Origin of the sequence: Chroococcidiopsis cubana SAG 39.79 (assembly GCF_003991895.1) — a bacterium.
In the GTDB taxonomy this organism is placed as follows: Bacteria; Cyanobacteriota; Cyanobacteriia; order Cyanobacteriales; family Chroococcidiopsidaceae; genus Chroococcidiopsis; species Chroococcidiopsis thermalis.
In genome coordinates, this window is the sequence record NZ_RSCK01000001.1 from 174668 (window position 1) to 199190 (window position 24523).

Annotated in this window: 24 protein-coding genes; 13 read left to right on the top strand and 11 right to left on the bottom strand. The window is 43.6% G+C overall.

All coding sequences use genetic code 11. The features are described 5' to 3' along the window. Window positions 1–16 precede the first annotated feature (16 nt). The 11 genes from dnaN (at window position 17) to DSM107010_RS00930 (ending at window position 12079) form a co-directional block, all read left to right on the top strand. On the top strand, window positions 17–1363 hold the full coding sequence (dnaN, locus tag DSM107010_RS00880; RefSeq protein ID WP_106166543.1) for a DNA polymerase III subunit beta: 1347 nt from the start codon (window positions 17–19) through the stop codon (window positions 1361–1363). Window positions 1364–1453: 90 nt separating this feature from the next. Next, window positions 1454–2788 carry a DNA polymerase III subunit gamma/tau gene (gene dnaX, locus DSM107010_RS00885; protein WP_106166544.1) on the top strand — a complete coding sequence of 445 codons (1335 nt, stop codon included), beginning with the start codon at window positions 1454–1456 and terminating at the stop codon, window positions 2786–2788. Between the two features lie 216 nt (window positions 2789–3004). Continuing rightward, complete coding sequence (locus tag DSM107010_RS00890; protein ID WP_106166545.1) at window positions 3005–4816, top strand: DNA polymerase domain-containing protein; 1812 nt, start codon at window positions 3005–3007, stop codon at window positions 4814–4816. A 71-nt stretch (window positions 4817–4887) separates the two neighbouring features. Next, window positions 4888–5682 carry a hypothetical protein gene (locus tag DSM107010_RS00895; RefSeq protein WP_106166546.1) on the top strand — a complete coding sequence of 265 codons (795 nt, stop codon included), beginning with the start codon at window positions 4888–4890 and terminating at the stop codon, window positions 5680–5682. Continuing rightward, window positions 5648–6208 (top strand): TRM11 family methyltransferase, encoded by a 561-nt coding sequence (locus DSM107010_RS00900; RefSeq protein ID WP_106166547.1) that lies wholly within the window; start codon window positions 5648–5650, stop codon window positions 6206–6208. The genes DSM107010_RS00895 and DSM107010_RS00900 overlap by 35 nt, the downstream gene beginning before the upstream one ends. 257 nt (window positions 6209–6465) lie before the next feature. After that, window positions 6466–6624: a hypothetical protein gene (locus tag DSM107010_RS38075; RefSeq protein WP_158631714.1), complete on the top strand. Its 159-nt coding sequence runs from the start codon at window positions 6466–6468 to the stop codon at window positions 6622–6624. A 76-nt stretch (window positions 6625–6700) separates the two neighbouring features. Beyond that, a complete protein-coding gene (locus tag DSM107010_RS00910) occupies window positions 6701–6985 on the top strand; it encodes a GIY-YIG nuclease family protein (RefSeq protein ID WP_106166548.1) in 285 nt (94 codons plus the stop codon). Between the two features lie 135 nt (window positions 6986–7120). After that, entirely contained in the window at window positions 7121–8086 is a 966-nt protein-coding gene (holA, locus tag DSM107010_RS00915; RefSeq protein WP_106166549.1) for a DNA polymerase III subunit delta, read from the top strand. Between the two features lie 163 nt (window positions 8087–8249). Continuing rightward, the gene (locus DSM107010_RS00920) at window positions 8250–9266 is read left to right on the top strand and encodes an AAA family ATPase (RefSeq protein WP_106166550.1); all 1017 of its coding nucleotides are present in this window, start codon (window positions 8250–8252) and stop codon (window positions 9264–9266) included. A 1096-nt stretch (window positions 9267–10362) separates the two neighbouring features. Beyond that, a complete protein-coding gene (locus DSM107010_RS00925) occupies window positions 10363–10875 on the top strand; it encodes a DUF433 domain-containing protein (protein WP_106166552.1) in 513 nt (170 codons plus the stop codon). Beyond that, window positions 10853–12079, top strand: a complete 1227-nt coding sequence (locus DSM107010_RS00930; protein ID WP_106166553.1) for a hypothetical protein — start codon at window positions 10853–10855, stop codon at window positions 12077–12079. Before DSM107010_RS00925 ends, DSM107010_RS00930 begins: the two co-directional genes overlap by 23 nt. On the opposite strand, the gene DSM107010_RS00935 is transcribed toward DSM107010_RS00930, so the two are convergent. From DSM107010_RS00935 to rppA, 6 genes are all read right to left on the bottom strand, one after another. Continuing rightward, entirely contained in the window at window positions 11980–12474 is a 495-nt protein-coding gene (locus tag DSM107010_RS00935; protein WP_241994074.1) for an MFS transporter, read from the bottom strand. The genes DSM107010_RS00930 and DSM107010_RS00935 overlap by 100 nt on opposite strands. Next, the gene (locus DSM107010_RS41020) at window positions 12456–12656 is read right to left on the bottom strand and encodes a hypothetical protein (protein WP_241994075.1); all 201 of its coding nucleotides are present in this window, start codon (window positions 12654–12656) and stop codon (window positions 12456–12458) included. The genes DSM107010_RS00935 and DSM107010_RS41020 overlap by 19 nt, the downstream gene beginning before the upstream one ends. A gap of 83 nt (window positions 12657–12739) precedes the next feature. Then, window positions 12740–13102, bottom strand: coding sequence for an iron uptake porin (locus DSM107010_RS41920; RefSeq protein WP_422387873.1), 363 nt, complete (start codon window positions 13100–13102; stop codon window positions 12740–12742). Beyond that, window positions 13053–14348, bottom strand: a complete 1296-nt coding sequence (locus DSM107010_RS00940; RefSeq protein WP_422387872.1) for an iron uptake porin — start codon at window positions 14346–14348, stop codon at window positions 13053–13055. The genes DSM107010_RS41920 and DSM107010_RS00940 overlap by 50 nt, the downstream gene beginning before the upstream one ends. A gap of 123 nt (window positions 14349–14471) precedes the next feature. Beyond that, entirely contained in the window at window positions 14472–15818 is a 1347-nt protein-coding gene (gene rppB, locus DSM107010_RS00945) for a two-component system sensor histidine kinase RppB (RefSeq protein ID WP_106166555.1), read from the bottom strand. Then, entirely contained in the window at window positions 15805–16509 is a 705-nt protein-coding gene (gene rppA, locus DSM107010_RS00950; RefSeq protein WP_106166556.1) for a two-component system response regulator RppA, read from the bottom strand. The genes rppB and rppA overlap by 14 nt, the downstream gene beginning before the upstream one ends. A 700-nt stretch (window positions 16510–17209) precedes the next feature. On the opposite strand from rppA, the gene DSM107010_RS00955 reads away from it, so the two are divergent. Beyond that, window positions 17210–18967, top strand: a complete 1758-nt coding sequence (locus DSM107010_RS00955; protein WP_181246488.1) for an iron uptake porin — start codon at window positions 17210–17212, stop codon at window positions 18965–18967. A 62-nt stretch (window positions 18968–19029) separates the two neighbouring features. On the opposite strand, the gene DSM107010_RS00960 is transcribed toward DSM107010_RS00955, so the two are convergent. From DSM107010_RS00960 to DSM107010_RS00970, 3 genes are all read right to left on the bottom strand, one after another. Beyond that, on the bottom strand, window positions 19030–19377 hold the full coding sequence (locus tag DSM107010_RS00960; protein ID WP_106169481.1) for a hypothetical protein: 348 nt from the start codon (window positions 19375–19377) through the stop codon (window positions 19030–19032). A gap of 278 nt (window positions 19378–19655) precedes the next feature. Next, entirely contained in the window at window positions 19656–19967 is a 312-nt protein-coding gene (locus DSM107010_RS00965; RefSeq protein ID WP_106169480.1) for a hypothetical protein, read from the bottom strand. Window positions 19968–20251: 284 nt separating this feature from the next. After that, window positions 20252–20734: a DUF2808 domain-containing protein gene (locus DSM107010_RS00970; RefSeq protein ID WP_106169479.1), complete on the bottom strand. Its 483-nt coding sequence runs from the start codon at window positions 20732–20734 to the stop codon at window positions 20252–20254. A gap of 453 nt (window positions 20735–21187) precedes the next feature. On the opposite strand from DSM107010_RS00970, the gene DSM107010_RS00975 reads away from it, so the two are divergent. Next, window positions 21188–22618, top strand: a complete 1431-nt coding sequence (locus tag DSM107010_RS00975; protein ID WP_241994076.1) for a TolC family protein — start codon at window positions 21188–21190, stop codon at window positions 22616–22618. Between the two features lie 52 nt (window positions 22619–22670). Here the strand turns inward: DSM107010_RS00975 and DSM107010_RS00980 are convergent, their stop codons facing one another. Then, window positions 22671–23147, bottom strand: coding sequence for a hypothetical protein (locus tag DSM107010_RS00980; RefSeq protein WP_106171538.1), 477 nt, complete (start codon window positions 23145–23147; stop codon window positions 22671–22673). A gap of 315 nt (window positions 23148–23462) precedes the next feature. Then, window positions 23463–24437, bottom strand: coding sequence for an RNA polymerase sigma factor, RpoD/SigA family (locus DSM107010_RS00985; protein WP_106171540.1), 975 nt, complete (start codon window positions 24435–24437; stop codon window positions 23463–23465). Window positions 24438–24523: the final 86 nt, after the last annotated feature.

Sequence of the window (24523 nt, forward strand, 5' to 3'; positions counted from 1 at the left end):
CATCACCATAAAAAACATGAACTTCATCATCGAACAAGACAAACTATCTCAGTTACTAGATGCTGCTTCCCTTGCCATCCCAACTCGACCCACAGATCCCATTCTCGGCGCGATCCTGTTAGTTGCTGATGCCGAAACCCAAACTTTATCTGCCACTAGCTTTAATCTCAGCCTCGGCATTCATAGCAAAACCAAAGCCAACATCAAAATTTCAGGTGTAGCAGCACTACCAGGAAAATTGCTGGCAGACACGATTGGCTATCTCAAAGGAGAACTATGCTTTGAATTAGAAGAACGCACCTGCATTATCTCCCACTCCAGTGGCAAGCGAAGAATCCAAAGCTTCAATCCCAGTGAATTTCCACAGCTACCCACTGGCGGCGATCGAAGCATCACGTTACCAGTCAAAAAATTCCTGGCAGCTATTCGCGCCACTCTGTTCGCTACTAGCAAAGACGAAACTAGACCCGTCATAACAGGTGTCAATTTCAAATTCGAGCGCGATCGCTGGCAAGCGGGAGCAACAGATTCTCATCGCTTGGCATTAGTATCGGCAGCTTTCGATGCAGATATGGCTGAAAATATTGAATTTACCGTTTCCTACAAAAACTTGCAAGAAATTGAGAAAATCCTCTCAACCAAGAGCGAAAACAGTACTTGCACTCTTTACTTCAACAGTAATTTTGTGGAATTTAACTTGCCCAACACCAGAATTACCTCCCGACTGCTAGAAGGAGAGTTTCCCAAGCTCGATAGCCTGATTCCCACCAGCTTCCAACACGAATTCTATGTAGACAAAGCCGCACTGGAAACCGGACTCAAAAGAGTTGCAACCCTAGCCGAGAAGAAAAGCAAAACTGTCAAGACTATCTGGGATGTTAACAACCAACAACTGACCCTGTACACGGAATCTACCGATGTGGGTAACGCTATTGAATCCCTGATTATTAAAGCCAATTCTACATCCAACGAACAGCTCGGCATTGGCTTCAACCTGACTTACCTAGCTGAAGCTGTCAAATACGTCACCACCGATGAAATCGTCATTAAATCGAACGGAGCATCTAGACCTGCGATCGTCTGCCCTGTCGGTGGCATCCTCAACCAACTAACCCTTGTCATGCCCGTGTTAATTTCCTCCGGCTATGAGATCGACAAACCTGCCAATACAAATACTACCCCTGCTAGCAATCCGGCAGAAGTAGCCCAAACGCAATCCAGCAAGAATGTTGAGTCACCAGAGGTGACAGAGACAGTAGCACAAATCGAAAGCGAACCCAGCTCCGAAACATCAGAAACAGCCCAAACTACCAAAGCTAAGCGCAACAGGCAAAGTAAACCAAAAGCAGCCGTGACAGTTTAAAAAGGCGATCGCCCTCCTTGGCGCTCGAATTCCAAAAATCGGGCGCTAACACAAACAAACACTTCCACAAACACTTCGTCAAATCAGCTGATGATTCCTTACAATCCGATTCACCTCAAATACCGCCCCCAAACTCTGGCACAACTGGTAGGACAAGACATCATTGCTACCACCCTGTCTAACGCCATCAATGGGAGCAAAATTGCCCCAGCATACTTGTTCGTCGGACCTAGAGGTACTGGCAAAACGTCCACCGCCCGCATCCTAGCTAAATCTCTCAACTGCCAATCTGTCAACCAAGCCACCACAACACCCTGCGGTCAGTGCCAATCTTGCCGCGCGATCGCTTCCAGTCACTCTCTCGATGTCAACGAACTCGATGCTGCTAGTAACTCCGGCGTAGAAAACATCCGCGAGATCGTCGAAAGATCGAGTTTTGCACCTGTCGAAAGTCGATACAAAGTCATAATTCTCGATGAGTGCCACTCTCTGAGCTTAGCGGCATTCAACTCGTTACTCAAAACACTAGAACAACCACCATCAAACGTAGTATTCATTTTATGTACTACAGAAGTGCATAAAGTGCCGCTGACAATCATCTCTAGATGCCAGCGTTTTGACTTTAGAAAGATCGATCCCAAAGCAATTGCAGACCACCTGCAAGCAATTACCGTTGCAGAACAAATTGACATCACTCCTGAAGCACTGCAACTCGTGGCGCAAACAAGTCATGGTTGCCTGCGAGATGCCTTAACCCTGCTCGATCAACTGAGTAATGTTGGCACGCAGATTGCTGCCGAGCAGGTGTATCTCATGGCTGGTACTGTCCCCGAACCAGAACTGCTCGATCTGTTGGATAACATCAGCACGGGAAATGTAACTGCCTGTTGTCGCATCATCCAAAAACTCGTCGAGCAAGGCAAAGATCCATTCATTGTTTACCTGGACATCCTGAGAATACTCAAAGACCTGCTCGTCATCAAAACCTGCGTCGATGCTACAGAACTAGCATGGCAGGCAACAGAAAAATGGGAGAGATTACAATCTTTAGTTCAATACTGGAAAGCCATCTCAATTCAAGATGCCATCAAACTACTTAATTCCAGAGAGCGGCAGATGAAACAACAATCGTCGCAACTCTGGCTGGAAGTCATAATTCTAGAACTAGCCAAAATTCCTCGCTCGTTAACAGCAAATAATCAGCCGACCGCAGACCCTTGGTACAGTTGGGAGTATCCCAGCGACGCGATCGCTTGGGGGCATCAATTACTCCCCTATCTGGGCTATAGAGAGCTGTGGGAAAAATGGAATGCTCTTGCAACTATCAACGGCAAGAAAGCTCCTGCATGGGTCAAGGCGATCGAAGAAGCACGTCTTCACAAACAATTAACTACTGTAGGCAAAACGACAAGCTCAGTGTGGTAGTTTTAGCCAATTTTGTCCGGTGACTGTCAAGGACGGAAGAATGTTTGTCTTTAGTACTCAGACAACAAGAGGAAAAACTGTACATTCTTCCGTATCCTATTACCACTCTCTGCTCGAATACCGAGCGATTATAATTATTTGAAATTGCATTTTTTATCTCAAAACTTATTAATTAATTGACTAAAAAATAGCCTAAATTTATTCTACCTAATAGCGATGGAACAATATAATCATAGAAATCTGGTGATTGGGAGTAAAGGGAAAATTATTGTAAATGAAAATGAATTAGATATTTTCTATACCGATCGCTCTCCCAGAGATCGATGGGAACCCGATCGAGAGCTAATGCCTTACAACCATCTCAGGCAAATGGTTATAGATATTGAAACTTCTGGACTCTCCAGCCAAACCGATCGCATATATGCCATTGGTTGTATGGATGAAAATTGGCAAGTCACGATATTTATGGAATCAGATGAAAGTAGTTTATTACAGAAATTTGTCAGGCACGTCTCAGGGTATTGTGCGGACGTAATCCTTAGCTTTAACGGCACGCAATTTGACCTACCTTTTATCATCGCTCGATGTGAAAAATACAACATTCGACATCCCTTCAAAATTGCAGACAGGTTGCGGACAATCCAAACAGCACAAGTATTCGGTCAGCCGTTAAAAATTCATCAGGTGTACGTCAAAGGCAGCCAACACGTAGATGTTTATATCTGCGTTCTCAGATGGGATTATATATCTAAATGCCTTCACAACGCTCGTTCGCTCAAACGAGCAGTGCTAGAAATGGGACTGCGCCAACAACAGCGGTTGGTTCTGCCATACCAACAAATTCTAGAATGCTGGCAACAAGGAGCCCAGAGTCAAGGCTGGGCAAAAATCCGCCAATATCTCATCTACGACCTAGAAGACACTAAACTGATCGCTGACAAGCTAGTGCCTTCATACTACTACGAATCTGGGATCGTACCCAGAATGAACCTGCAACAACTCGCCATCACGGGTAACGGCACGAAATGGCAGCGCATACTTGAAAACCAGTACCCCACCCTTCGACCGACAGCCGATCGGAAAATGCAGTTCGATGGCGGTTTGGTAATCTCAGTACCAGGATTACATCGTAATGTTGTCAAAATTGATGTGGCTAGTCTGTACCCCAGTATCATGCTCAAGTACGGCATCTGCTCTGGTAAAGATCCGCGCCGAGTGGGATTGAGCATTCTAGAATATCTGACTCAAGAACGGCTCCGACTCAAGCAACTGGCAAAAGCTGGAGACATAGATGCCAGCCATGCCCAAAGCGCCCTCAAAGTCACGATCAACTCCCTATTTGGCTTTTTAGGCACTTCTGGACTGAGCTTCAACGACATGGAAGCTGCTGCTCTCGTCACTGCCTATGGTAGGCGCATACTCCGGTTCGCGATCGCATTTATTGAGAAGCAAGGAGGCATCCAAGTTGAGAGCGACACCGACGGTATCTTCTTCAGCCACCCCCAGCCAGTGCAAGTTTATGAAAACCTAAAAGCGGCAATGCCTGAAGGGATCGACATCGAACTTGAAACTCAAGCCACTGCTATGTTCGTTCCCTCACGCGGCGCTAAAAACTACATCCTCTGGCACGATGATGGCAGTGTCACTACTAAGGGGCTCTGGCGCAAGCGCGATCGCTCGCAACTAGAAAAGGAATTTCCCCTGCAATACCTGACCTACTTTCTGGGCAATCCTCAATCAGCAGAGACTTATTACCAATCCATCAAACAACAACTTAGCTCTGGTAGCTTTCCCATCTCTAAACTACAAATTACCCGCAAAATCAAAAAAGGTGAAAAAAACCTTCTGCGTCTGGGCAGTACAGGAGAAGTTGTTACTTTCTACCAAGGTATTGAAGGAATAACTAATTGCGGTGACTACTCCAGCGGCTACTACTTAAAAATTGTTGCCCAAAAACGCCAAGAAATTCTTGACTTAGTTGCACCTGAAATACTTGGCAGCCGAAAAGTACAGCTATCTCTTTTCTAAGTATCCCCCTTAGTAAATCTGCATAAGTCTTCCATTTATGCAGATCTCACTAGCAAAACTAAACCAGTACTATGAAGACAAAAAAGAAAAGCTATAGAAAACCCAGACTAAACAAAAAGCAAAAAGACTGGGTTAACAAATTTATTGCCTGTCGTCCCCATGCCAGAATTACAGATATTTATGAAGGTTTGTCAGGCGATCGCGTAGTTACTATCGAATGGAGTGAAGAATCACCATTATCAATTTTATCTGCAAACAGTTACGTTCGAGGTCAGATTTTTCATCAAGTCAGAGTGAAACTCCGAAAGTTTGGCGATCCCCGCTCTAGTGCAGATTACAGCTATAGAATTATCGCTCCCCAAAAACATACTACGACTTATCAGATTCAGGGTCAGCTATCTTTAGAAATTCCCCAAATTTACAGCGTTCAAACACCAATAAATCCTGTGATTGTAAATAAGCACCGGAAAAACTCAAGCAAAAATACAGTTAAAACCAGCCAATGTAGCTTACCGTTGTCGGGGATAACAGCACAACTGCATCGGATTAATTTGTCCAAAACAGGAGAAGTCCTCAGCGAACGAGAACTGCTTTCTGAAACCGTACTTTACCATGACTCAGCAACAGGATCGTCTATCCATCTACCAGCAGCAGTTGTTGCTATTCTTCAGGACAAGCAAGCATCTCCCAAAGAATGGTCAGATGCGATCGCGCTATACCAAGTTGGGGGACCAACTTGCGTAATGCAATATCTGGAAGGACTTGACGCACTGCGCCATCGCTTTGTCACGCAACCAACTACTGAGAGAAATACTATTGAGCAACAAGGCAGTGGAGCTATTAAATTTACCGATCGCAATAACTGATAGCATTCTCAATCGCAAGGATGTGTTTCCTTCTCCGCCGTGGGTAGTAGAAATTCTTATAAAAAATGCCAATATTACTCCTGGCTGCCTTTGCCTCGAACCGAGTGCTGGAACTGGAAATCTCGCTCTTGAATTACAAAATCTCGGTGCAATAGTCGAAGTCATCGAACCAATTCCAGAGCTACAACTGGTTCTCACTTTACAAAATCTTCTAGCGATCGGTTCTGACTTTCTGACTACACCTAATCTCGATTGCAAGTATGACAGGATAATTCAAAATCCACCATTCTCGCTACAAATCAGCCACACTATCAAGGCTTATAAATGTCTAAAACCTGGAGGTAGACTAGTATCTCTATGCAGTTCGTCCCCCTGGCAGCATAACAGAAATCTCGATAAATACTTTAGAAATTGGCTGAAGACGGTCGGCGCTCAAACTACCGATTTACCCTACGGACTATTCGTCAATAGCGTTAGGTATACTGATGTTGATTGCCATTTAATAATTATAGAAAAAGCTAATTAAAACGTTAATTCAAATAGCTTTATTAGTACGTTTTCTCTAATTTCATCTCGTATTAATAGCAATTCACTCTAAACGTAAAGCGGTAATTGTAGCACAAAAGCCACACGCAGAAGCAAGCATCATTATTTGCCAGCATTTTTATGTAGTGATACCAATTCTGTTTATCTTTGCACTAAATCAGTCGCTTGTAGCCCCCTTTTTTAAGGGGGGTTGGGGGGATCTCCCGTGGCATAGTCATATCAAAATGGTATGAAGGCGTGACAACGCTCGATATACAAGCAGGACTCTGTTTTGAGTCCTGCTTGTATATCGAGCAGTTATTTAAAGGTAGCGATCGCGCAACCAATTCAGCAAACAGCGATCGCCAACACCAGTTTGTCGCCAGCGCATTACTAACCTCAATGTATCGCGACTGAAGCAATAGTACGCAGAAATTTACGCAGCCACAAAAGATAGGAGGATGACTCGTCTACACCAGACGAGTCAAAACTTATGAGTTATGTGTATCTCATCTGTTTTGGTAAACCTATAGGCAACCCAAACTCTAGGCGAGGACAAGCTTGCCACTACTTAGGTTTTACATCTAGCAGTTTGAAGAAACGACTAGAACAGCACAAAAACGGGCAGGGAGCCAAAATTTGTCGCGCTGCTGTCTTTCAGTATGGCAGGGAACTAAAACTAGTTCGCCACTGGCGTAACGGTACTAGAGCGTTGGAACGCGAACTCAAACGCAGACATAATCCAAAATACTACTGTCCCTACTGCAAAAAAAACTAACTTCTTTGAGAAATTTTGTGCTGCTTTTGGCTTCCAGCCTGCTAAGTTTTTGTAGAATACACCGCTCGGTCAAATAATTCTCATACAACGAAACAGCTGTCGCTGAAGCTAATAAAGATAGAATTTTTATACATTATGCCAGTCTACATCTATTGGGGAGAAGATGATTTTCTGCTTTCAAAAGCAGTTGAGGCTTTACGCGCACAACACTTAGATCGAGAGTGGGAATTGCTGAACTACATTCAAATAGCTCCAGCAGATAAAGACAACATCGCTAGCACTCTGGTGGAGATCGCAACAGCACCCTTGGGAGAAGGTGGAAAAATCGTACACCTACCTCAAAGCAGCCTCTTGGGAGCATGTCCGCCAGAAGTCATTGCAGAATTAGAAAAGACACTACCAAATATTCCAGAAAATAATATTCTCTTGATGACATCGACTAGGAAACCAGATGAAAGAAACAAATCTGTCAAGTTAATTCTGCAATCCGCGCAGCTCAAAACATTTCCACTCATTCCCCAGTGGGAATCTACAAAGATCGTGTCACAAGTTAAATCGTTTGCATCTTCTATCAGTGTCACACTTACTAATGATGCTGTAGCTGCTTTAGTAGAAGCTGTAGGCAACAACTCTCGACAAGCATGGAACGAACTGGAAAAACTCAAACTTTATGCAGGGGATACACCAATCGATGTGGAAATGGTCAAACAATTGGTAGTCAACACTTCTAGTAGTAGTTTGGAGCTTGCTGCTGCCTGTCGGACGGGCGATCCAACATTGGCTCTCAAACAACTCGATCGCCTGTTAGCTTTAAACGAACCTCCCCTGCGAATTGTCGCTACGCTCGCTACCTGCTTTCGTACCTGGCTGTCGGCTAAGGCTTGCATAGAGGCGGGATGGAAAGACGATGCTGCAATTGCTAAATTTGTCGAACTCAAAAACCCTAAAAGACTGTTCTTTATCAAGCAAGAGATTAGAGCCGCATCTCTAATAAAGCTCAAAAAGGCAATGGCTATTCTGCTGGAATTAGAAGTTTTGCTCAAATCAGGAGGTAGTGCTGAGAATTTGGCAATATACATCATCGAACTCTGCACCGTCTGAAACAAAATCTTCACGGCTATCGCTCGACAAAACGACTATTAGCTTGTTGCTACTGTTTCGACTTAGATTGCTCGATCGATCGCCACAGCGCAAACCTTAACGCACTCTAGTAGAGTCCGATGCGAACCGCATACTAAACATCCACAAATCTCATAATATAGACATGGACGTTCAACTAGAATTACTACAAATAGAGCAAACCACTGCAACTAAATGCATGGTGGAACAATGTATAGACGATACCAGCTGGCAGGCTCCACAAAACAAACTGCCACAACAGACCCAGCAATTTACCTTCGATCGAATTGTCGGTCAACAAATCGCTCTTTCTGCCCTACAAAATGCGATCGACTCCAACCGCATCGCCCCAGCATATCTATTTGCTGGACCAGATGGTGTTGGCAAAACTTCCAGTGCGATCGCTTTTATCAACCAATGGCTGGGTATTGCTAACCCACAAAATCATCCAGATCTTCTCTGGATAGAACCAACATACGTGCATCAAGGAGAACTAATCACCGCAACACGAGTAACAGAAGGCGAACTACTGGGCAAATCTCCTCCGGCTATCAGGATCGACCAAATCAGAAAAGTTTCTGAATTTTTGTCTACTTCGGCTCTCGATGCCTCATTCAAAGTTGCAATTATCCAACATGCTGATGCTATCTACCCTGCTGCTGCCAACGCTTTACTCAAAACTTTGGAGCAACCAATTTCAGGCATTCTCATCCTCATTAGCAGCAATCCGGCGCAACTACTACCTACAGTGACCAGTAGATGCCAGAAAATCCCATTTTTTCCTCTACTGAATACCGATCTCCTTCAAGTTCTCTCCCAGGTTGGATATACAGAAATTATTGCTCGTCCTGAAATAATTGCTCTTGCCAACGGCAGCCCAGGTCGTGCTATCTATCATTACCAAAAACTGCGATCGCTTCCACCCGAACTCCTTTCCCACCTCCAATTACCTCCAAAAGACCTCGTGACAGCTTTATCGATTGGCAAAGAAGCAGAATTGCTCGACTTCCAACAACAACTTTGGTTGCTGGAATACTTAGAACATTGCTGGTGGCATCAGCTCAAAGATCCTACCTGGCTTACCAAACTAGATAATGCCAAAAACCAACTCAAACAACTAGCGCAACCTCGGCTAGTATGGGATGTTCTACTCATGCCATAGACTATTTCTAGATTTTCAGCCGCTCTTCTGAAAATCTAGAAATAGTCTATGTAGTTTATTGGGTCGTTAATTATATCGAGATTGCTATAGATCCTGGATATTCTTAGCGAGCGAATTTAGTACAAAAATGTGCGGAACTTAAACAACTAACTAAGCACCATTACGAATACTCCAATAACTAGCATAACTAGTCTGAACGTTGGAGAAGATTTTAGAGGTGGAAAAAGCCCAACTGCTGGCACGAGTGACAGTAGAGCTAATAGTTGCCGCTCGAACAAAAAATTTGCCCCTGCTAGTAAAACAAAAAAAATGCTGAGCATCCAATTAACTACTAGATCTAGTTGTTTGAAACGATTCATTTTTTCAATCGTAAATTTATCTTTATAAATCCCGACCTGGATATTTATTATATTACGATAAATGAAGAGCTTTTCTACTCAAGTCTTAGAAGAACATAGGTAACAAAATCAAACCTAGGTTATTTCAGGATAAACTGACCAACTGTAGGAGATTTAATCTCGTTATGCTTCAGTTTACATCGTATTATTAGTCAATATTTAGTTTTGCACAGAATAAAACCATCTCTTTATAATTCAAGTTGAATTATAAAGAGATTTTTTAGTATAGGTATGTTTGAGCGAGAGGAGCGCCATAGAATCTTTATCGATCTTCAATACCTCAATGCCGAGTTTCTAGCCGTCGGGCTTACTTGGACGATGCGCTGGTTTGCCTCCTGTTTCGATGACAGCTCCGACGCTTAGGTCTACGATCGGAGAAAGCATTTATGAAGCTATCCTTACAAGATTTAACGTAAGAGCGTGTCAGAACAAACAAAGATGATTTGCAGATCTACTGGAGGAGCGTCAATCAACTCAAGAACTTAACAGACGACACGAGTTACAATAAGTTTAAAATCGTAGTGTTTTGCATCTCTCTCATACATCAAACTATTTAACAAACAATCCGATTAAATAAATAGTGATGAAACGAGTAGAAATTATAGTTATTTTTTTTAAATTTATGATTTAGCTCGTGAAGAACATGCTATTTCCATTAGTTTTCTGAGTTGGCAAATAATTAAATTGGTTCTGTAACTATGATATCTAACAGAAAAGATTACCAGCAGCGTCAGTTATTTGAAGATTTTATAGTTTCTGACCCAAACTTCTTGGGTGGCAAGCCTTTTATCTTAGGCACTCACTTTAGCGTTGAGTGGGTAGTAACAAAACTCCTTGAAGGTTATACCAAACAAGATCTACTTACCAATTTTTCGCTTCTGTATGCCGAAGGTATTGATGCAGCCATTGCTTTTGCAGATGCATTACCGCCAGAGCATCCTTTGGCTAAACTCATACAGCAATACCGTGTCCAACAAGCAGGCAATTCTACCCAAGCAACAGGCTTGACAACTTTGTACGAAGATAGAGAGATGGCGCAACTAGTTCGAGAAAAGATAGAGGCGAGAATGCAGTTGCTCGACATACCACCAGAAGAAGCACAAAAGTTAGTAGATATGACTCTCTACCCCCAGTATTGGAGCCTGCAAGCCGAAAACATTAAATGGGAAGAATCCATCCCTTCTCGCTATGGTGAAGAAACTAACTCCTGAAGATTTGTACGATATCTTTGTCAAACTACAAGCAGCAGAATTAGATGCTGTTGTCGTAGGAGGACAAGCAATTAATTTGTGGGCATCCAAGTATCGCGATCGCTCTCCACAATTGCAACAGATGCTTCCCTTTGCCAGTGAAGACTTAGATTTTTATGGTGGTAAAATCGAAGTCCTTACCTGTCAAGAAGCTTTACAGGGTGAAGCCAAACTGAACCGAGATTTCGACCCCAGTCCTAATTCTGGGATAGTCACAGTCAAGCGCCAGGACGTTAACCTCAGAATTGATTTTCTCGCGTCAGTATATGGTTTAAACGATTCTGAAATTACGGGTACTGCCATTCCATTTCCTGGGGAGTCTAAATTATCTGGTGTCAACATCAAAGTGCTTCATCCCATTCTTTGTTTAGAAGGAAAATTAAAATCTTTACGTGGCTTACCGCAGCAGGGAAGGCAAGACAAAAAACACGTAGAAATGGCAATTCTATGCGTTAAAGAATTTGTGAAAGACTTATGCAACCAGGAACAACCGCGAACCGGACTCAAACTCGTCGAACGGATGTTGGATAGTGCTCTCAAAGAAGATGGATTGAACGCTTGGTATCGCCATGGCATTCAGGTGGAATCTGCTATTCCTATCGAAGAGTTAAGGCAGCTAAATGATGAGAAGTGGCAGAAGTTTTACAACATCATATTACCAAAAGTATTGGAGCAAATTCATGTGAAAAGAAACCGTTACTTAGAAGCGATGGAGCAGAGCGCCACTCGTTCCAAAAACTTAGAACAAAAGCGCCAAACTAGTACAAGCCAATCGACTGATACAGAGTTAGAGCAGCCCCAAACACTACCCCCTAATGCACTCACCGCCAGTCCCACCGACCCAATCCAACTGACTCTAGCGGCTGCAACTGCCCCAACTCTGATCCAGTGTTTTCTAACATTGAAAAATCACCAACAGACCCAAGAGCTTGACACTGGGATTGAGATGGCAGAAGGAGAAAATTATCAACTGCTGCTCAATCGTCAAGCCAATATCTTTTCTGTTATTGCTAAGGACGGACGGGGCGAACTGATGCGAGTAAATGTAACTACAGGCAAAATCCTCTATGCTACTGGCATCACTGGCAGCGATCTCGAACGCTGGCAGGCGATCGGCAGTGCTAGTGTCGGGCAGCAACCAGCACCGCAACTAGATCGGGATTGACCGGAGTATGAGTACAACATTGAAACTGTAAGCCACACGGCGTAACGTGCGCTGTAGCGACGAGCTGTGCTATCTTGCCATGTTCTGCCTGTTGTCCTAACCACTGGTTGGCTAGAAACAACTCTGAGCTGTTCTGGTATGCTGAAGGTTAAAATAGCCGCAACTACGAAGCTCATAGCATCTAAGAAGAAAATTTGTCTTGCACCGATAAAAGCGGCGACAGCTCCGGCAAAACCTGAACCCAATACGCTTAACGATTGGTAAGTGACGCTGGAAAGAGCGATCGCTTGCAGATAGTCATTTTGTCCCGTGACTTGGGGTATTGTAGCCTTATATGTCGGTGTAAAGAAGGTATTGAAGACATTGAGCGCAAAAATCAGCAAGTATACTTCCACACTGCTGTAACGAATGGTAGTAAGCTAACGAACAGCATTCGCGCTAAATGAGTTGCGATCGTAATCCGCTTGCGATCCAAGCAATCGGCGATCGCTCCTGCTAGAGGTGACAGTAGGACGAAAGCAGTAACGCGCGGTGTTACCAGACAAGAGCGCGGCTGAATTCTTACTAACCAACTCAACTGAGGTTCGACCGATCCTTCTCCCCTCAGTCATTCTTCAAGCACTAAATATTCCCTTTTGTAAAAAAACTCCTAGATCGGGTTTAGAAAGAAAACGTAGTTCTAATTGTTCCTACGTAAATCGTGTCGTTATCTTTATTGTGTTCTGGATTGGTAATGACCAGCACTCCTGGAGTAATGCCAATATTTTTGGTAACTTGAAAGCGATAGAAAGCTTCTAGGTGCAAAGAGGAATCTCTATCTTCACGGTCATCAATATCATTACTAGTCACTTTAGGTGGTAAGCCAACCACAATACCACCCAAGTTACCTTCTTGAAAGAGATCTGGAAAAGCTAGAGTCACTGCATAGTAAAAGATAGAAGCATTAGCTCCATCATTAACTCTTGAGACAGCTTCAGCTCGCGTGTAGCCAGCCCAACCGCCCAATGCTAACTTGGAGTTGATTTGGAAATTTGCTGCTAAGCCATAAGAATCTGACGTGTAACTTTCTCCATCGAATGGGTCGGTTGGAGTACGTACTCCCAACTCCTGCAACGCCTGCATCAAGACCGTTGTAAGAACGCACGTAGGTTAAACCTAGATCGATAGTTTTAGTAGGCTTCAGAGTCAGCTGGGCTAATGCTACGAAGGGACCACCAGTCAACCCAGATGTGGGATTTTCGGCTTCACTGGCTAAATAGGCTAAGGATAGGTTGACTGCATCGCTAAATTCATAACTTAGACCTGCCCCTGAACCATATCCAACTTGCGAGTAGATGGGACTACGGTAGCCAAATGCAGAAATAGCACCATCCTTTACATCTCCAAAATAGGGATTGATGAGATCGACAAAATCGCCTAAAACACCACCGTAGGGTTCGACAAGAACCGTCAGGCGATCGCCTATAGGAAATTCGTAGGCAAGATAAAACACTCCTAAGTCATTTTCGGTAGAACCAACGGTATCTCGCTCGTACACGAGTCGTCCCATGTTAGTACCCGTTGCGTCTCTAAAATCGGGAAAGTTGTTGGCATAAAGCGAGACAGTCAGCGTATCTTTTCCAGTAAAACTGGTCTCGAAATCTAACACCACCCGATTGCTGAGGGTGAAATTTTCATCCACCCTGCCAGCCGAACCTGCCGACACGCCAGAAGAAACGGCTTTGTCTTTCCCAACAGCTCCACTCAGAGCAAAAATCACTTGCCCGTTGAGTTTAGTCGTAGTAGAAAACTGATTCGCTTCCAGTTGGGCTGTAGCTGCTTCCAGTGCATCCACCCGACCTCGCAGGGTACTAAGTTCAGTCGCAAAATCAGCTTGGAGCCTTTGCAGAGTGGTTAAATCTTCTTTGGTAACTAGGTCGGTCGTTGCAGTCGAGATCAGCTCGTTGACTCGTTCCAGGCACGCATTCAATCCAGCAGCAAATTCATATCTGGTCAATGCCCGATTGCCGCGATAGGTACTGTCGGGATAACCTGCAATGCAGCCGTATCGTTCTACCAATGACTGCAATGCTTGAAATGACCAATCAGTAGGTTGAACGTCGGATAGCTGGGAGACGGAGGTAATTGAAACTTCCTGAGCTATTAAGTTGTTAGAAGATTTGGAAGATAGGGTATAGGGAGAAAACTCAGTTCCAGCAACAGCTGGCAGGCAATAGGCGATCGCTACAAGTAGACTGGTGCTGCATGACAGAAAATATGCTTTTTTCACGTCGGTCGTGACTCCTCACTCTCAAAACACTGCCACGACATTAACTTCTACCTGATGAAATTATGATGAAATCACAGTCCGGTCTGCCAACGAAATAATTCAGGATCGATCTTCTAACTAAGACTATCCTTCAACCGCTCTAGTATCTGGAGGTGGTGTAGTTTCCAAGGATAATCGCACGCTAAAAGTGCTGCCTTTACCTAATTCGCTCTGCACCTCTAAACTACCATCATGCGCTTGAACGATCGCCATTGCGATTGCTAACCCCAGTCCAGATCCACCTGATGCTCTGGAGCGATCGCTACTGACGCGATAAAAGCGATCGAAAATTCGTTGTTGTTGTTCAGGTGCAATGCCAATGCCCGTATCTCGCACTCGAATCAGCGCGGAGTGACCGCTACGATCTAGAATTACAGTTACGCGACCGCCTGACGGCGTGTATTGAATAGCATTAACCATTAAATTTGTAAATAAGCGATACAGTTGCTCTTCATCCCCAAAGACGCGCAACAAACCTTTTACGCGGATGTCAGATGTCAACGTTACTCCGGCATCAAGAGCCAAGGATGTTAATTCTTCTACTAAATCGCCGATAATATCGTTTAAGCAACAAAGCTGATGTCGCGCTGGTAACGGTCGCCGCTCCATGCGAGATAGCAAAAGTAGATCGGCAACTAACGTTGTTAGCCGCTGATTTTGGCGATTTAAAGTTTGTAAAATATCATATGCTTCTGCTTTAGACAGATCGGGCGATCGCAGAGCTGATTCGACAGTTGCTCCTAGTGCAGCTAAAGGCGTTCTCAATTCGTGAGCTGCATCAGCTGTAAACTGTTGGACTTGTCTGTACGAGCGGTAAATTGGTCGCATTGCTAACCCTGCTAGCCACCAGCTGGAAACTGCCACCATAGCCATAGCGATTGGTAATCCCACTAGCAAAACTAATTTCACATTAGCTAGGTAATCGTCAACATCCTTAAGACTTCGCCCCATCTGCATGTATCCCCAAGGGCGATTGTCTTGAGTGTGTAATGATAAAGATATTTGGTGATATCGATTTCCCCTAGCATCGACAAGAGTTTGCCACGCCGCCTCTCCAGGGGTAAGCGGCAATCCATTTGGTTGAGAACCGAACGCAGCGATCGCCTGTCCAGAACGGTCTAAGAACCTGATGTAGTATTCGTCTCGGTGAATGGCTCCAAGGATGTGACGGTTTTCCAATTGCGGCATTTGTTGTGGCAAGAGCTGCTTGGTTGCCTGTTCCAATTGCCCAGGTTGTATCAAAGTTTTTTCAATCGAGTCGTGTAGCGTTCCAGCCACAATCTCTAGCTCTCGGTCTAGAGTGCGCCAGTGAGCGTGAATAATTGCTTGGTAAACTCCAAAACCAAGTAGACCTAAAGTAAAGCCCATGATGGCTGCATACCAAGCGACTAATTGCCAGCGAGTCCGAGTAAAAAGTTTATTTTGCTGCATCGGGAATATTGAGGCGATAGCCCCTGCCAGGAACTGTTTCGATTGCATAAGCACTGCCTATGACTGCAAGTTGTCGTCTGAGCAAGCGAATTTGAGCAGCTACAACATTGCTAGTCGTATCCGCATTCACTTCCCAAAGCTGATTGCGAATCTGCTCGCTGCTAACAATCCGGTTCGGATTTGTCATAAAATACTCTAATAGCTGAAATTCCTTTTTCGTTAGTGGCACTAACTGCCGCTTGCCACTTTGTTCGACCAGATAAACACTTCGGGTTGCGTAATCCAAAATTAAATTGCCTGCCTGGAGTTTTTGGGGTTGAATCTGAGGCGATCGCCGTTGGAGCGCCCTCACCCTTGCTAGTAGTTCTGCCATGCTAAACGGTTTGACTAGATAGTCATCAGCCCCCGCATCCAAACCAGTCACCCTATCTTCGATACTATCTCTAGCTGTTAGTATTAACACTGGTAGAGGGCTGTTTTGTCTCCTCAACCGCTTGCAAAGGTCTATTCCTGACAATCCAGGTAACGACCAGTCCAAGATCGCCATGCTATACTGCGCGTGCTGGTTTTCCAAATATTCCCAGGCTTCAGTGCCATTTAGAACCAAGTCAACCACGTACTTCTCTTGGTCTAAAGTTCGCTTGATTGCAGCTCCTAAGTCTGGTTCATCCTCAACTAGTAGTATTCTCATAAAATTAATCTTTACGCTATTGTGAGTAGGTTTTTCCTCTGCTTAACTGTCAATCAAATTATCTACTAAGAATAGATTGACAGAACTAGATGAAATTGGGATGAAATATCATATCCTTCTGGGCAAAGTTGATTCACTACTTGAATTACAAAGTATTTGCTTTGGCAAGTCTACTATTGAAAGTTTACCTCCGTTCGCATTTTCAGCTAAGAGGTAACTACTTACAATTAATATTACAATTAATAAATCTCAGTATTTTACTTACTTCTACTTGCATAGTTTAGATTTTTTTCTAATGGCTTTTCAATCGACCCTGTTGTAAAAATAGAATTTCATGCTTCCAAGTTAAATTGACTAATGTAATAGTTACACTGAAATATAAGGTGAGTAAAAGGAGAGATTGTATCAGCTAGCAATGCAAGTATTCCTATTTCTCTGTCAACTATCTTAAACACGAGTTTAAAAAAATTAATTTTTGATATTAGAGTAAGGTTTCTATAATATTTTCTGAAAGCCCTGCTAGTGGAAATTATCAAAGAGAACTGTAGCTTCCTTCTCAGCACTCAATCCTAAAAAGGATTTCATCCGAATTTCATCTTCGTCTGAAATAATAAGCAGGTAGTAGCGACAAACATGACGCTATTTGCTGAATAAGTTGGGCATTTCTGTCAAAACAACAAAATAGGTGTGAGCGAAAACTATGACAAAGTTCTTGTGGATTGCTTTGGGATTGTGTCCAGTTACGCTTGTAGGTACTGCCTTATTCTTGACAGTCCGCACTCAAGCTGCTGAAGCTCCGGTATCGGAGTTAGTTATAAATCCCTCAGAGCAAAAAATTGCACAACTAAGCCAATCTAATTCAACATTACAACCAGTTACTCCACAGCTAGATGAAACCAGCATTGATGGAATCAGCCAAAACAGTCAAACCACAGATGCTCTAGCTCAAGTCACCTCTGTTTCTCAGCTATCCGACGTTCAACCTACCGATTGGGCGTTTCAAGCGTTACAGTCATTGGTAGAACGATATGGCTGTATTGCTGGTTATCCCGATGGAACTTATCGTGGCAACCGCGCTTTGACTCGTTATGAATTTGCTGCTGGTTTAAATGCTTGTTTGGACAGAGTTAACGAACTAATTGCTACTGCTACTGCTGATGCAGTTACAAAAGAAGACCTAGCAACTTTACAACGGTTGCAAGAGGAATTCTCTGCCGAACTTGCTACGCTACGCGGACGAGTTGATGCTTTGGAAGCTCAGACGGCTGAATTAGAAGCCAATCAGTTTTCTACTACCACCACTCTAACTGGAGAAGTAGTTGCTGCTGTAGCCGATGTCTTCGGTGACGAGCGAGCTGTTCGTAGCGGTGAAGCAGACGGTTCTAGAGGAGATTTAGATATCAATACTATCTTGGCTGACCGCGTTCGGCTTAATTTCAACACCAGTTTTACTGGAAAAGATCAGTTGAGAACTCGGCTGCAAGCTCGTAACATCACCCCGTTTACGAGAACTGGAACTCCTGGCGCTTCTGGTGATACGGGTACTGCTATGACACGCCTATCGTTCGATGGCAGTGATAGCAATGATGTTGTTCTCGACGACTTTTGGTACAAGTTTCCCGTGGGTGACATTGCTGATGTCAAAGTTGACTTTGCCAACTCTGACTTCTTTGACAATATTTACACTTTCAACCCCGTGTTTGAAAGCAGCGGTAATGGAGCCATCTCTAACTTTGGGCGCTTTAACCCGATCTATCGCCAGCAGGGGACTGCGGGTTCTGCTTTAACTGTCAACATTAACCCTAAAGGTCGTATCGGTCTATCTCTGGGCTATAAAGCACCGAATTCTAATAACCCTGGTAACAGTTTTGGACTTTTCAACGGGGATTATGCGGCGATCGCTCAACTAGCTTTTCGTCCCTCTGATGCCTTAAATTTAGGACTGACCTACGCTCATAGCTACGATAATGCCGCGACCGATAGCGTTACTACTAACAACAGTATTAGTGTTTCGGGAGGTATTGGCAGTAACTTTGCTAACAATCCCTTCGATAGTGCTGCAACTTCAGCCAATCACTATGCCGCCCAAGCCAGCCTCAAGCTAGGTGAAAGAATCACAATTTCGGGTTGGGGCGGTTACACTGTCGCTCTCAATGAAAACAGCCCTTCCCAAACTGCTGAAATTTGGAATTGGGCAGCAACCTTAGCCGTACAAGATTTGGGTAAAGAAGGCAGCGTACTCGGTCTGATCTTTGGTATGCCACCCAGATCGGCTAGTAATGATTTTGGCGGTCGTCGCGATCGCGATACTTCCTATCACCTAGAGGCACTCTACCGCTTTCCGATTACAGATAATATTGAGGTCACTCCTGGCGCGATCGTCATTTTCAATCCAGAACACAATAATGATAACAGCAACATCTATGTTGGCACTATACGAACGACCTTCAGGTTTTAGAACTTAGTTCTAAGATTTGTCCTTGCTCGTCTCTTTACGAGCGGGCAAGGACAGTGCGATTGTTAATCTTTTCTCAAACTCTCTATCTGAGACTTCACAGCTCTGAGGTAGCCTCGATCGCTTGCAGTTTCAGGGGAAAGTTTGTTCTTTTTAACTGCACTTTGCACGAGTTCTTCAGCACTGACTCTCCCCGATTCGTAAGCTGCAAGGAACGCACTGTAGCCAGGAATACCTTGGTCTCGGAAGTAACCTTGATAAGCCAAATAAACTAGATTGAAGGGACGCAGTTGATATCTAACAGCAGTACTGTTTTCTCGATCTGCCGCTGCTGCTGTCTCAACTCCTAATGTAGGTACATTTGCAATAGAAAATAGTAAAACTGACAGACCGCCAAGTATTGTAAATTTCATAGCACAGACTCCTGGATTGATTTTGCTTTGCTATTTGAAACGACACCAACTCGATGCAATTACTTGCATTTTGCTAGTAATTGCAAAAAAGTTAGCTTTTTCTAGGCATTGAATAAGCTTCTAGACAGAGCTACTTTTATCCTTAAGTAGTAAGTAGATAGAGCCACAATTCAAGCTTTGTGAAGTGAAGGGGAAAACTAGTACTGTATAAGTTTAATTCCAACCTCGACAGTGCAATTTGTGGCTCCAGCTACGTGTTGTCTAAACTGTTGCCCTGATTATCGAACACCTGAATAGCACTTCTGTAGAGCTGCAAGTCTTTCCCTTGAAGGTCCGCCTGATGGTCTTGCTATGGGAAGTTTACAACCTTTTGTGTTAGATGCCTCTGTAGACTGCCGATCTCCTACAACTCCTGCATGGCACTTTTGTTCGTTTGCAAGTCGTTGTCTACTAGCTCCGCCAGAAGGTTCTGAGATCGGTGTCGCTTGACAGCCTTCTTTGCTGCCGGAATTGTTGGGGTTTGCATAAGCAGCAGAACCAAAAGATGCGAGCGTTAGGATGAATGCAGTACCGAGCAAAAATGTTTTCATTGTAAACCCTCCAAATCAAAAACGTAAATCGATTGCACTACTAATCTTTAGTTAGACAGCTCAAAAATCTTATCTAACCAACTCTTTAAATTTTTCAACTGATTAGACTGAGATATTTTTTTGCGAACAAGTTCAAGTTATTGAATCGCTTCACTTGTAAATGAGTAGTTACTCAAGTGCCAGCCATACCCTTGACATCCTTATGTATGAAAGAAAATATCTCGATTGAGCTTGTATTTACTATCTTGACAGGCTCAAATGAAATTGAAGTGAAATATCAACTATTACCGTACATAAACACGAAAGCGAGCAAAGCCGATAGGGATATCTGTATCAACTCCATCAAGTTTAGCGTAAACTCTGTACAGCCAAGCATTGGTAATTCCTGAAATTTTTACATCTCTCATGGCGATTTTGAGTTCGTCTCCAGGAGGGATAGGTGTGGGAAACGCCAACGTGATTTTACTACCCTCAACCGAGGTGTTAGTGTCAATTTGACGACCTGACCGATCGGAAACATCGATCTTATTCTTTACCTTTAAACCAGTAGGTACGTCAATCGTTAGTTGGGAAAGAGATCTGCTATTTGGGGGAATTTGTAATCGAAAAGTGTGCCTGACGATTGATGCTTTAGATTGAGGAAATTGAACGGAGCTAACAATATGAGGGACTTTCATCGTATCTGTTGCAGGAATTGCATAGACAGATGGAACTGTCGCTGCGGCTGTCAAACTAAATGCCGCAGCATAAATTAGTGTTTTAATCATTTCGACTCTACTCTTACTAAGGATCGGATAAATTAATTCATACTTAGACTCATTTTGGTTATGTAAACCTAATGCTAAGGTAAACCAATGACTATGAAATTAGGATGAAATTTTGGACTGTTAAAGAAAATTATTTATTTAGTAATATGCAGAATTATGGTTGAAGAAAATTTAAGTTTGAAATAAGGCAAGTTTATGGACTGAAAACGATATTTAAAAAAGCTAGGCAATCGATCAAAACTCAATACTATGTCACAAATATCTACAAATTTGAAGAATTAATTAGACGATGGGTAAATTTCATCCAGATTTCATATCTGTGTGAAATACTTGAGACTTAGTGCTTTCCAGTCACCTCTGAACTTGAAAATCGAAGTGCATTTCACAATGATTCCGTTGCCCATCAGACAGAAACTTCAAGCTAGTAGAAAATTTACGCAGATGGTTTGTCTTATGACTGTAACGGGTGTTAGTACTGTTGTCTTTCTTAGCCAGATTCAATCAACCAGCGCCCAAACTAAGCCTGTATCCCCAACTCCCTCAGAAAGCCAGTCGCCAGACTCGCTTAATCCCAACCCCAATCCGCTCGATCTCCCTACCCGTCCAGAACAAGTCCGATTGCAGCAAGCACAACCAATTACTTTGCAACAGGCAATCGCGCTGGCACAAAGGAACAATCGAGAACTTCAGGTAGCAAAACAAACCTTGCAGCGCAGTCAAGCTGCCCTAAACCAAGCGCGGGCAGCTCAATTACCTACTTTAAGCGGCGAAGTAGAATTTTCCCACGAACAAAATGCTAGCGATAAACTGGACGATCTCGATGACGGTGAAGAGTCTTCCTCTGAAACTCCTTTAGGCGGAACCTTAGAAGTTGGCTATGACATTTTCACCTTCGGTAGGCGATCTGGCAGAATCGGGGCTGCCCAGGAGCAGGTGCGCTTTGATCGGTTGGACGTAGAGCGACTAAACGAACAAACTCGTTTAGATGTTACAAATACTTACTACGATTTGCAAGAAGCAGACGAACAGGTACGGATTTCCCAGGCTGCGGTCAATAATGCCCAAAGAAGCTTGCAGGATGCCATTGCGTTAGAAGAAGGTGGGTTAGTAGCTCAATTTGATATTGTTAGAGCTAGGGTGCAGCTTGGCAATGCAGAACAGGAACTTATCGACGCTCAAAGCCAGCAAGATATTGCCCGTCGCCAATTGGTGCAATTGTTGAGTTTGAGTGAGACAGTAGATGTAAGTGCTGCCGATCCAGTGCGGCAAGCAGAGGAATGGAAACTCTCGCTGGAAGAAAGTATTGTCCTGGCGTATAAAAATAGAGTAGAGCTGCAACAGCAGTTGGCACAACGTAGAATTGCCGAGCAGCAGCGTCGAGTCGCCTTAGCTGAGGCAAGACCGCAAATTAGTTTGTTTGCCAACTATCAAGTATTGGATGACTTAAGCGACGAATTTGATTTACAAGATGGATATGCCGCAGGAGCCAGACTGCGATGGAATTTTTTTGATGGTGGATCGGCTAGATTTGGCGCGGCACAGGAGTCAAGTAATCGGGCGATCGCTGAAACTCGTTTTGCTCAAACTCGCAACCAGATCCGTTTTCAAGTCGAACAGGGATATAAAAACCTTCAAGCAAATGCTCGCAGCATTCAAACTGCTTCCGCAGCACTACAACAGGCTCAATTGGGTTTAGAAACTGCCCGCGTGCGCTTTCAGGGAGGAGTTGGTACTCAACTAGACGTGATTAGTGCTGAAAACGACTTGACACGAGCGCAGGTGAATCGGCTTAATGCAATTTTGAATTACAATCGCGCTTTGGCAACGCTGCAACGCGCTGTTAGTAATCTTTCTGAGAGTAAACCCATTAGCACTCCTAAATAATCTTCATGACATTGAGCTGAAAATTCTGCGGTTGCAGGTCACAATCTAGAAATTAAAATGCTCGAAACCGAACTACACCTATAGGAATTTCTGTATTACTGCCGACGACTTTAGCCCAAAGGTTATAAACGGAATCAGGACCATGAGATAGTTGCTTAACCTTATTAAGTTCAACTATAAGCTTGGTATTAGAAATATTTTTTTCGGGAAAATCTATGATAATTTTTTTGTCGTTAACAGAAACATTAATATTAACTTTTTGACCGTTTTGAGCCAAAACATCTATGTCATTACTCACAGCTACAGTAGATGGAGTATCAATAATTAACTGAGAGAGTCCATTAATATTTTTTGGGACGTTTAGTTTGAAAACTTGCTTAACAAGCTGCCAGCGATTAGCTGGAGATTGCAGCTCATTCTCAACATTGGAAATGTTATCGCTATCTGTTTTTGTACTTGCATAGCTAGTAGAAGTAAAAGCTACGGTAGCTAGTGCTAATGCGGTAGCATAAATTAGTGTTTTCTTCATTTAAGCTTCTCAAAAATTAACTCTGTCCGCTAGCTTTTAAATTCACTCAAGATGAATCTCTTGCTAACTAGATTGGCAGAGTAAGATGAAATTCAGATGAAATGACATCCAGAGTTAAAATTACTTAGCGATCGCGCTTCCTCAAAAGCTCGTCGCTCGGTCTAGTAAGAATTGAAGATCGTCAACGGCTTAGTGAAGAAGACTGGCTTTGCCATAAAGAAAGATAGTGCTTGAGATTAAACTTTTGAGAATGCTTGGCAATCTCACTGACAAAATTTATTCACTAGGCAAAGTTTTTGAAGAACCAATTGTAAATTAACTAATTAAGTATTTATCTAGCTCGGCTTTGCATTTACGGAGTTTGGCTAAGGCTTCTTGTTGAATTTGCCGCACCCGTTCGCGACTAAAGTTAAGCCGCTCGCCTATATTTTTCAGTGAAAGCGCTCGTCCATCTTCTAGACCAAAACGCAAGCTCAATACCTGCTGCTGTTGCAGTGTCAAAACTGTTGCCATCACTTGCTTTAAGTTATCGGACATTAATGACTGGATCGCAAACTCTTCAGGAGAAGCAGCAGGATCTGGCAACATTTCACCCAGTTCGGTCTCCCGATCTTCTCCTACCTGTTTTTCTAGAGATATAGGTTGACGTGCTACCTCTAGATACGAGACGACCTGGTTGGGAGTCAATTCCAGTGCTGCTGCTAACTCAGAAATTGATGGCGTGCGTTTTAGGTGTTGGGACAGCTGGCGTTGTGTCTTTTTAATTTTATTTAGCTTCTCTGTGATATGGATAGGCAGCCGGATGGCGCGACTGTTCTGGGCAATCGCCCTAGTAATAGCCTGGCGAATCCACCAGTAGGCATAAGTTGAAAGCCGATACCCTTTGGTGGGATCGAACTTTTCTACACCCCTTTGCAAGCCAATGGTTCCTTCCTGAATCAAGTCTATAAGTTCTAAATTGCGCTTAGTATACTTTTTGGCGATGGAAACTACCAGTCGCAAATTTGCTTCTACCATCTTACGCTTAGCATTCTCACCATCGGCGATCGCTTTTGTTAACCTAGTATTATCTAATATTTCTGAAGCTTTTGCCCATTCATCAAGCGTCGGTTCTCGACCTAGCTGCTCGGTGAGCGAATCTTTCACCAACTGCAAAGCGATCGCTCGCTGTACCTGTTTGCCATAGAAAACTTCTTGCTCGTGAGTTAGCAGCGGTACGCGACCAATTTCGCGTAGGTAAATCCGAACGAGGTCAGTGTCTGTTTGAGCGGTTTTTACGGTGGTAAGCATGGGAGTATCGTGTCTGTAGCAGCAAGATTGTGAATAACAAATGTTTTGAGGCTGAATTAACTATGCTTTTTAAGCAAATAGCCTTT